This is a genomic window from Mycoplasmopsis alligatoris A21JP2, assembly GCF_000178375.1.
Classification (GTDB): Bacteria; Bacillota_I; Bacilli_A; order Mycoplasmatales; family Metamycoplasmataceae; genus Mycoplasmopsis; species Mycoplasmopsis alligatoris.
Genome location: NZ_ADNC01000024.1, coordinates 1 through 8,409, shown reverse-complemented (window position 1 = coordinate 8,409; position 8,409 = coordinate 1). Strand labels below are relative to the sequence as shown.

At 24.0% G+C, this 8,409-nt stretch carries 8 protein-coding genes; 7 read left to right on the top strand and 1 reads right to left on the bottom strand.

Translation table 4 applies throughout. The features are described from left to right. The 4 genes from MALL_RS04520 to MALL_RS02585 form a co-directional block, all read left to right on the top strand. Positions 1-1,308 (top strand): Ig-like domain-containing protein (locus MALL_RS04520; protein WP_005683689.1); only part of this gene is annotated, 1,308 nt, incomplete at its 5' end. A gap of 102 nt (positions 1,309-1,410) precedes the next feature. Then, on the top strand, positions 1,411-2,658 hold the full coding sequence (locus tag MALL_RS02595; protein ID WP_005683692.1) for a hypothetical protein: 1,248 nt from the start codon (positions 1,411-1,413) through the stop codon (positions 2,656-2,658). Positions 2,659-2,814: 156 nt separating this feature from the next. Beyond that, positions 2,815-4,101, top strand: coding sequence for a transglutaminase-like domain-containing protein (locus tag MALL_RS02590; protein ID WP_156785631.1), 1,287 nt, complete (start codon positions 2,815-2,817; stop codon positions 4,099-4,101). Beyond that, a complete protein-coding gene (locus MALL_RS02585) occupies positions 4,031-4,711 on the top strand; it encodes a hypothetical protein (protein ID WP_040545571.1) in 681 nt (226 codons plus the stop codon). The genes MALL_RS02590 and MALL_RS02585 overlap by 71 nt, the downstream gene beginning before the upstream one ends. An 89-nt stretch (positions 4,712-4,800) precedes the next feature. Here the strand turns inward: MALL_RS02585 and plsY are convergent, their stop codons facing one another. Then, positions 4,801-5,481 carry a glycerol-3-phosphate 1-O-acyltransferase PlsY gene (plsY, locus tag MALL_RS02580; protein ID WP_005683691.1) on the bottom strand — a complete coding sequence of 227 codons (681 nt, stop codon included), beginning with the start codon at positions 5,479-5,481 and terminating at the stop codon, positions 4,801-4,803. 141 nt (positions 5,482-5,622) lie between these two features. Here plsY and MALL_RS04285 point away from each other — a divergent pair, with 141 nt between their 5' ends. The 3 genes from MALL_RS04285 (at position 5,623) to MALL_RS02565 (ending at position 8,131) form a co-directional block, all read left to right on the top strand. Beyond that, positions 5,623-7,449, top strand: a complete 1,827-nt coding sequence (locus tag MALL_RS04285; protein WP_040545569.1) for an aminotransferase class V-fold PLP-dependent enzyme — start codon at positions 5,623-5,625, stop codon at positions 7,447-7,449. A 1-nt stretch (position 7,450) separates the two neighbouring features. Next, positions 7,451-7,777: a hypothetical protein gene (locus tag MALL_RS02570; protein WP_005683694.1), complete on the top strand. Its 327-nt coding sequence runs from the start codon at positions 7,451-7,453 to the stop codon at positions 7,775-7,777. 105 nt (positions 7,778-7,882) lie between these two features. Continuing rightward, a complete protein-coding gene (locus tag MALL_RS02565; RefSeq protein WP_005683693.1) occupies positions 7,883-8,131 on the top strand; it encodes a hypothetical protein in 249 nt (82 codons plus the stop codon). The last annotated feature ends 278 nt before the right edge of the window (positions 8,132-8,409 follow it).

The following is an 8,409-nucleotide window of genomic DNA, read 5'->3' as shown; positions in this document are numbered from 1 at the left end:
AAAATTACTTTTAGTTCAAATGGTCTAGAAACTAAAACTATAAATGTTAATACACTTTCTAGCGCAAAAAACGAAAATATAAAATCGCTAGAATATTCTAAAAAGTACTATGTAGAAGCTAAAAAAGAATTAGAATTAGAAAAAACTGTACTTGTTAAACTACAAGATAATACTACATTTGAAGACGAAATTATTTGAAAAACATATGATAAAAAAGAACTAGATCAACCTTATAATGAATTTCTTTTAAAAGGAAAAAGTAAAAAATATAATAAAGATGTTAGTGTAATTGTAAATGTATTATCTGTAAACAAAGTTGGATTAAACACTTCAACAGGTATTATTTTAGGAGAAAAATTAAACTTACCAAAAACAGGTAATTTACTTAATGATAATGGCTCAATTATTGATTATGATTTTCCTATTGAATGAGCTAATGTTAATAGCGTTAATACAAACAAAATTGGAATTTATACATTGGAAGGTAAGATAAATGCTTTTGAAAAAACTTATCCTATAAAAGCTTCAATAAGGGTTTATGAAAAACAAGAAATAAATGGTGAAAATGTAATGAAATCGGCTACTATAAGCCAAAATATAGCAAAAGAAAACCAATCAGATAACATTAAATCATTAAATGATGGAGAAGATAATTTCTCACTAGTTAATGGTGGAAGTAATCCTAGTTTGTGAACAAATTATAATAATGCTCAAAAAGGTAATCAAGATGCTGAAATTTACTTTACATTTGCAACAAACGTAAACTCAAAGCGTTTAGAGTTAAATGTTGCTGAAGATAATTTTGCAGTTACAGCTCCTGAATCTTTTGAATTATATTATGTTTCAAATGGTGATCTACAAAATGCTCAATGACAAAAAATTGAGTATAAACAAACAATTAAAGATCCTTCAAGTGCTAATAAACCAAGAATTATTCCTTATATCTTTGACTTTGAAACTAAAGACATATTACACTTAAGAGTAGTAATAAAAGGAAAAAAAGGTAATGTAACACCACATACTAGAAAATGAACATCAGGATTAAGTGAAGCTAAATTATACAGAAGTGTAACAGACACTAAATTAAATGCTGATGTTTTACCTGAAAACATGACAATTAACAATATAAAAGTTACTAAAATGGATTTAAATGGAACAATTAACGCTAAATTAGATTCTTTTGATTTAAAAGTGCTTGAAAACACTAAAAATGTAGCTATTACTGTTTTACCTAAATTAAATAATCAGATAGTTATTATTTTAAAATCTGAAGATAATCAAACAATTAACAAATTAATAGTTAAATAATTAAAAATTTATAAAAAAATAAGTTAAATTTTGCCTAAAAACAGCTAGGCAAAATTTTTCTTATTATCATAAATATTTAAAATATTTATATAAAATAAAAAAATGAAAAAGAAAATTATTTTATTAACTTCGCTATCATCATTAATTGCTAGCCCGCTTATTATTAGCTCATGTCAAAATAACTCTATTAGTTTAGATACTACTGATAAAAAAATTGAAAACAATGAAAATAAAATTAACGAGAAAAATAATTCAAGTACAAACAATAACTTACAAAAAGACTCAAATGCTGAAAATGGAAGCAATAAAGAAAAACCCAACGATTCTTTACCAGCTTTAAATGAGAATTTAAATGTATTAAAAATTGAACTTGAAAAACATTCTCAAAATGTTTCTATCGATGTTGAAAACAAAAGAGAAGTTTTAGTTAATTCAGTAAAATCCAATGATTTTCTTTATAAAAATTTAGATAAAGAAAAATATGATATTTCTGATGTTGTAATTAAACAATTAAATCCTAATACACTTTCAATAAGTGCTAAATTATTTGTTAAACAAGATAAGAATGTTTTTATTTTGTTAAATCAAATAGTAACTGGATTTAAGGAACAAAAAATAGAAGAAATTAAAATTGAAAAATTAAATAAAGAGTTGGTTGAAAAATTAGAAAACGATTTTAAAAAAGTTAAATTTGAAATATCAAACATTAAAGAACGTGATATTTATAGTATTACTTTGAGCGATATAGTTATATCTAATTTTGACAAAAATACCTATGACATAGCTGATAAAGAGTTTTTTATAGATAATAATGAAATAATAGTTAAAGGTACTTTTACTAACAAAAAAGATAATTTATATAATAAAAAATTCTTTAAAAATATTAGTGGATTTAAACCGGCAAAGACAAATGAAAACATTAATCCTGATTTATCAAATTTAATTAATGAATCTAAAAATGTTAAATACGAAATTAAAGATATATCTACTTTAGAAGCTAATAAAATTACTGAAGAGAAAATAACCAAAAGTGGCTTTGATACAGCTAAATATGAACTAACTGATATTAAATTAATTCATAAATCAAGCGATATATTGCAAGTAAATGCCAATATTTATGCAAAAGATAAAAAAGATTTAAAACATAATTTTACAAAATTTATTTTTGGATTTAAAGATAGCAATTTTATTACCGATGCTTCTTTAACCAGCAATGAAATATCTTTACTTAAAGATTTAAAAAACAAAAATGACTTTACCTTTTATTATGAAAATAGAGACTATATTGATAAGTACAAAAGTAGAGAATTTGTTATCAAAACTAAAGAAGAATTAATGAACTTTATTTAGATTATTTTAAAGTTAATGTTAAAAATAATTTAAAAATTCATATAGATCTAAAAGATGATGAAATAGCTGAAGTAGCTGTAGATTACTACAAAAATAAATTTATTGATCATGTATATGCAGATAATACATATTCAAACATTGGTACCGGTCCTAGATTTGAAAAAGATACATTATGACAATAAATGATATTTATTAATGTCATCAGATACTCAAATTTTAGATGACTTTTCTAAATTTGTACTTATTGATTGAGTTGATGGAGCTTTAGCAAGAATTAAACCACAAATGACCCAAGTTGAAATGGCCTTTGAATTAGCTAGATATGTTTCTGAAATGAAAAGATATACTTGATATGATGGAAGAAGTGATTTTAGAAACAGAATTTTAAAACAAATAGGAGTTTGTGGTGATTACTCTCAAGAACTTCAAATTCTTTTATCTATAGTTGGAATTCCTTCTGTATTAGGTAATAATTTTGGGACTCACCAATGAGTTAAGGCAAAAATCGATGGAAAATGATTCAATATTGATCCTACATATTACAAACGTAATTTAGAAGTAAAAAATAATGGACATAGATATTCAATTCAAAATAACTCTTATTGAGGATCGTTTATGAAAACCGATAACCAATTTAAAGGTGGTGATTCTAAAATTACCAATTTAAATGGTGAAGATCCAAATGTTTTAAGAAAAGTTCGTGAAGAGTTATGAAATCATCCTGATTTAGGTAAATACGTAAAATCAGATATTCAAGACGAAAGTATTATTGCTAAATTATTTTCAGCCGATGAACTATTAAAAGATGCTGCTGAGCCTTATTACGATTCAAAAAATGATATTTGATACTTTTTAGGAAGATATAAAAACGAAGAGAATGTTTCTTTATATAGTGCAAAAATAATGGACAAAGAACCTAAAAAAATGGAAGAGTTTCATAATCTATACAAAGATAAAATAAGTTTTTCAGAACTTGCTCCAGTGCAATTATTAAAATATAAAAACTATTTAATTTTCCAAAGAAAATATAAGAATCATAGTAGAACTAAACCTTTAGCATATAACCTTACAACAAAAACATTTTATGAATTTGAGGATATGAAAACTTGATTTAATGAATATTATGGTGGATTTTACTTAGATGAAAAAAATGGTGACTTATATAATAATGATTATTCTCAAAAGTATGACTTAAGTAAATTACCTAACTTAGAAAACGAAGTAGTTAAGCAAACTGCACAAAGTTACTTTTATGAATTATCAAGAATAAGAATTTTAAATGGTTTAACTACTACTCAAGATACGTTTTTATCTATAAACAAGGATAAAAAAGAAAAAATAAATACTTTCATAAATGAGTCATTAGACTTTTATGAAAAGAATAAAAATCAAAAAAGATTTTGTTTGAGAAACAAAAGTAAATGAAATAAAATCAAAATATAAAGAATTTAAAGATTCTCTAAATTCCTATTTAAAAGAAGGAAAACCATTTTTATACGAAGATTTAAAACCGACATATAACATTACCGATCAAATAGATTATGTAATTTTAAAAGTAGGCGCTATGCCTAATTTTGGAGATAGATATAAAAGTGACAATAATTTAAAATATGAATTATTTATTGATGACAAAAAAACTGATCAATATACAGAAAGTTCAAATATTTTTAAAATAACAAAAACACAAGCAAATAACGGTTCTAAAGTTAAAGTTAAAATTTCTAACCGTCTAAATGAAGATCAATTTATTTGAAGTACTGAAGCAACAATTTACATAAATGCTGGTTCAGATGTTTTAATTCCTCTACCATTTACTAATATTTCTAAGTCTTCGACTATGGAAACAAATGATAATATGCAATTAAATAATTTTGATCAAATTGATATTTCTGTAACCATTCCTGACTATGATAAAGATAAATATGATTTAACTTGAAAACTAGTTCATAATCATAAAGTGATCCAAAAAGCTTCAGAAAAAAATATTACATTAAACAAAAAAAATAACAAGCAATGATGAATATGGATATTATGTAGTTTTATACACTCTTAAAGATAAAACTAACAATAAAGAAATTTCTTGAAGATCAAATATTTATATGGCATATAAAAAAGCTGAAAAATAAAAGTCGTAACCGACTTTTATTTTTTACTTTGTCCTTGTTTACGTTCTGTTCCCTTGAGTAAACTTTTTATATTAGAACGGTGTGCTATTATTAAGAAGATAGAACAATGAGCATAAATTATTGCAGGTATGTATCAATCAGCATAGTAATTTCCAAAACCTAATGGACCTGTTATCATTCAAGGAATTAATGCAAATCCAATCATTACAACACTTGTTACCATTGAAGCTAAAGATACATATCTAGTTAAAAAGATAATTCCAAAAAAGAAAACAGCTGCTATAGGTAAAAACAATGGATTCATACCAATTAATACACCAAGCGAACATGCTGCGCCTTTTCCACCTTTGAACTTAAAGAAAATTGGATATATATGCCCTAGTACAACTCCAAATCCTGCCATTGTAGGAATAATATTGTATTCAATTGCTCAATCTTTATGATAATAGTTATAAAGCGAAACACACAATATTGTTAAATATGTTTTAATAATGTCTGAAATTAAAACAATAAGGGCAAATTTTTTACCAAAAGCTCTAAGAGAATTGGTTGCACCTGCATTTCCAGAGTGATAATTTCTAACATCACGACGTTTTTTTCAACGGCTTAAAATTATTGAAGTATTTAAACTTCCAATTATGTAACCGATTAATAAGATTAATAAGTTAACTAATAAGACATAGATAATTTTATTCATTAATTTATTATAAACTAACTTATCTATATGTACATATATTTTTTCATTAAAAACATAAGATAATTAAAAAGTCTTTATAATTATGTAAGTAAAAAAACTTTAAAAATGAAAGGAATAATAAGCTCTCTTATTAGTAAAAAAATGAAAAAAAACTTTAACCAAATTGATAATATTGTAATTTTAGCAGCACATAAAAATGATAAATTAGAACCTGTAGGTACTTATTTACCGAATGCATTAGTTAAAATAAGCAAAGAAGTTTTATTAGAAAGAAATATTGAATTTTTACATGAATTAGGACATAAAAATATTATTGTTATAACTGGTTATTTATCTTACCAATTTGACTATTTAGTAGAAAAATATGGTATTACTTTAATAAAAAATGATCAGTATATAAATAGTTCAAATTTAACTAGTTTAGTTGCTTCTACAAATTATTTAAGTAATACTTTAGTTTTAGAATCAAATTTATACTTTAAAAGTATAGAAGATTTAAAAAATGTAATTCGTGAAGTAAAACAAAGTGATAAGTCAATAACTTTTTCTTATCAAACAAATGACAAAAATGAAGATTTTGTCTATGACATTGGTGTTTTTGGAAAAATAAAAAATATTTATTTGAATAATATGCTTGAAAATAAACTTGTTTGAAGCGGCATTGTGTTTTTAAACAAAAACAACGTTGAACAGTTCATTAGTGCATTAAATGAATGAAATAAAAGCACTGATAAATTGAGTTTGAATTTTGCTACATTTTTATTGACTAGCAAAATTAAGTATAAACATATTTGCCTTGACTATTGCTATTTAGATAAAATAAATACATACGAAAAATATTTAAAATTAAATGGACATTACACTAATTTATATCAAAGTAAGTTGTTTACTCCGGGTCCAATAAGTAATTATCCAGAAATTGCTGATTTACTAGGAAAAAGTACAATTCATCACCGTTTTGAACTATTTAGTTATTATGTTGAACAAACTGTTTTAATGTTAAAAAAATTATTTCAAACTAAAGATGCAATGCCATATTTAATCACTTGTTCTGCGACCGGTTTACTTGAAGCTACCGCTATTAATTTACTTGAAAAAAATGATAAGGTTTTATCAATAGTAAATGGTGAATTTGGAAACAGATTTAAAATAATTGCTACTGAATTAGGTTGCAATGTAGATGTTTTGGAGTATCAAGATGGTCAAACATATGATATTAACGAAGTAATTGAAAAATTAAAAACAACTAAATATAAAGCTTTATTATTAACTTGACTTGAAACAAGCACTGGTGTTTTAAATGATATTTCTGCAATTTCAAAAGCTCTAAACACTTATGCGCCTAATACATTGTTTTTAGTTGATAGTGTGAGTGCGCTAGTAAATCACGATATTGAATTTGACAAAAACGGAATAGATGTTGCTTTTGCGACTTCAGGAAAAGGTTTTTCTGTAATGCCCGGTTTAAGTGTTGCTTGTGTTTCTAAAAGAGCTTATGAAGTTGCTAAAAATAACAAAAACTTTAAATTTTATTTTGACTTTGTTAAGTACCAAAAATACTATGATGAATTAAAATCAACACCTTTTACACCTGCAACAAGTATTATAATGGCACTTTATGCTTCTTTAAGTATAATAAACGAGAAAAATATTTATAAAATTCGCGCTAGAAAACAAGAAATATTTGACTATATGCAAGACGAATTAGAAAAATTAGGATTTAAAAACAATATAGCAAAAGCAAACCGTACATTAGGATTATTAGTCTTAGATGCACCTGAAAATATTAATACATCATTAATGCGTAACTCAATTGAATATCGTTATAATTTTTACATTGAATTAGGTCGTTTACACCACAAAGAAAAACAAGTAAGAATTGGTATTCCAAATACAATTACTTTAGATGATGCAAAACAATTAATCATATATATAAAAGAATATATAAATAACTTAAAAAAGGACTAATATGAACACAGTAGTAGATATTGAAAAAGCAAAACTTTTAGCTGAAAGAATTAATGAATTAAAAAAAGAAGCATCATCACTTACAAAAGAACTTAAAGAACTTTTTAAAGATACTAATGTTGAAGTTGAAGAAATTTTAAGCGATGGAACTAAATTAGTTTATAAACAGTTTAAAACCAAACCAAAATTTGACTATAAATCATTTGTTGCTTATCTTCTTCAAGCTGTTAAAAAAGGTATTCAATATGATGATAATGAAATCGATAACTTACTTGAACAATTTAAAGAAGAAAGACCTGAAAAATGAGCTCTTAAAATAATAAAATAAATTGCCTAGTGCAATTTTTTTCTTTATAAAAAGGCTTTTTGTTCTTATTTAGTGCTTTTTATGAAAAAAAATAAAACTTAAAATAGAATTAAAAAAAGGAGTCAAATGGATAGTCAAACAACAAAATTAATCATAATTATAGTATTAGCAATTTTATTAGTAATATCAATTATTTTATCTACAATTTTTAGTTATATTTTTTATCGTAAATATAAAAAAAGTCAAAACACTTTAATTGATAAAAATCAACTTGAAATATTAAAAAAAGATATAGAAATTGCAATTTTAACTAATATTGATAAAACAAAAACCAATTTAGAAAATAAATTTGATATTTTAGAAACAGTCTTTTAGAAAGTAATAAAAACAAAATAGATGAATCTTTTAATAATGCAGCTAAAGTTTTAGAAGAAATTAAAAAGAATGTTACAGAAAAAATAGAAAATGATTCACAAGTGCAAAACAATGTAAAAAAAACATTATTAGATAATAGAGAAAAAGACCTTGAATATTCATCTAGAAATTTAAACTTAATGAATCAATCAATTAATCAAAATATTGACAATAAATTTAATGATGTAATTAGCACAAAATTAGAAGATGGCTTTAAGGTTATTGATCAAAACGTCAAA